Source organism: Thiolapillus sp. (assembly GCF_048562965.1).
GTDB classification, from domain to species: domain Bacteria; phylum Pseudomonadota; class Gammaproteobacteria; order Chromatiales; family Chromatiaceae; genus Thiolapillus; species Thiolapillus brandeum_A.
The window spans coordinates 1-1,640 of record NZ_JBHNMF010000676.1; the positions used below are offsets into that span (position 1 = coordinate 1).

The 1,640-nt window shown below is 49.0% G+C and carries 1 protein-coding gene; it reads right to left on the reverse strand.

Going from position 1 to position 1,640, the window contains the following annotated elements; all coding sequences use genetic code 11:
• Nucleotides 1-69: 69 nt before the first annotated feature.
• Nucleotides 70-1,497: a hypothetical protein gene (locus ACOCD2_RS19060; RefSeq protein ID WP_293653139.1), complete on the reverse strand. Its 1,428-nt coding sequence runs from the start codon at nucleotides 1,495-1,497 to the stop codon at nucleotides 70-72.
• Nucleotides 1,498-1,640: the final 143 nt, after the last annotated feature.

Genomic DNA, 1,640 nt, shown 5'->3' on the forward strand with positions numbered 1-1,640 from the left:
GAGCCCATCTACTCGACCCATTCTGTCATGGGCAAAGTCCTGTTCGAATTCAAGTTAAACATCTGAATTTTATCGAACTCTTTGGGCTTTTGCCCCTCTTACGGCGCTCGCTTGCACTCCATGGCTCGTAGCGGATGACACAACAGGTAACTGACGCGCCCAAACGCTGCTTTTGGTGCCATTGGTTTGATACCACACAACCATGGCTCGGCCACTGCTATTGGCTGCAACCTGTGGCTTATAGGAAGGAGACGTTCCCGTACCCACGTCAACTTGCTCGGGATTACCCCAAAAATCACCGTTAAACCGGTTGCTCCAAATTCTATTATGGAGACCACGTTTATCAGACTGATACCACACAGCAAGTGCATTGCCCGCGCTGTCAATAACGACTTGCGGCCCCAAGGCAAGACCTGTGTCAAGCGTGACATTAACCCACTCCCATATAGACTGATCATCAAGGCTAATACCACGGATACTAAAGGATGTGTCGCCATATTGCCTCCATACCACGATAGCATGGTCGCTGTTCATGGAAATTTGTTGGTCAATGGGAGCGCCGCCCGAGCCGGAATCAATCCATTTTTTCGTCCAGCGCCCTTTAATAAACTCATTCACCAAGATGCCGTCGCCAATACAGGATCTCACTACGATAACGTGATCATTTTTGTCCATGGCGACTTTTGGATAACAGGCTGAAGTCGTTGAGCGATCACCTATCTGCCAAGCATTCCACCAATCACTGCCATCGTAGTCATTAGCCCAAAGAGTGTTGTTGCCAGCATCATCAAATTGACTCCATACTGCAATAGCATGTCCGCGTCCGTCCGTGGCAATTTGAGGGTATTCTGCAGCACCTGTGCCGCTATCGATCTGTTGGGCGGTACCCCAGCTATTACCATCGTGGTGATTCGTCCAGATACTATGGTTGGTACCGTCAAACTGATGCCATACTACAGAGACATTGTTGCTGCTGACAATAGCAATCTGTAGGTCGTCGGCCTTTTTCAGAGTTGAATCAAGCCGTTCAGCTGTACCCCAGTGACTACCGTCAAAACTATTCGCCCAGATGCTGGAATGGACACCATCCGGTTGTTCCCACACAGCAACAGCAGTATCATCACTATTGATGACGACCTGCGGAAGAGAAGCCAGCTGGGCCTTGGTATTGATTTGTTCGGCTGTGCCCCAGTGAGTGCCATCGAAGCGATTGGCCCAGATGCTATAATTGTTACCATCGAACTGTTCCCACACCGCAACAGCATTTCCATTACTGTTGATGGCAATTTCCGGGTTATACCTATCCCCAGTGCCTGAATCAATCCGTTCCGCCGTGTTTTCGGCAGCAGTAGTAGTATTTGTAGCTGTTATCACGATGGGGATGCTATCACCTGCGACACTTCCCCCACAGGCACACAGAACAAGTGAAGCCAGTAATAACAGGCTGCGTGTCTTTTGTATTGTTGCTATTGTTGCAGTTGTTTTTCCCATGTTCATTCTTTGCCTCCGGGCGATAGGATAACAAGCGTGTCTTCGGCCTCGTGATGGATTTTGGGATATCCCAGCCCCCAACATGGCGATCCGTACATATTCGGGGAATAATGCCATAGAATTACCTAAGTGTCTGTATTTATCGGGAA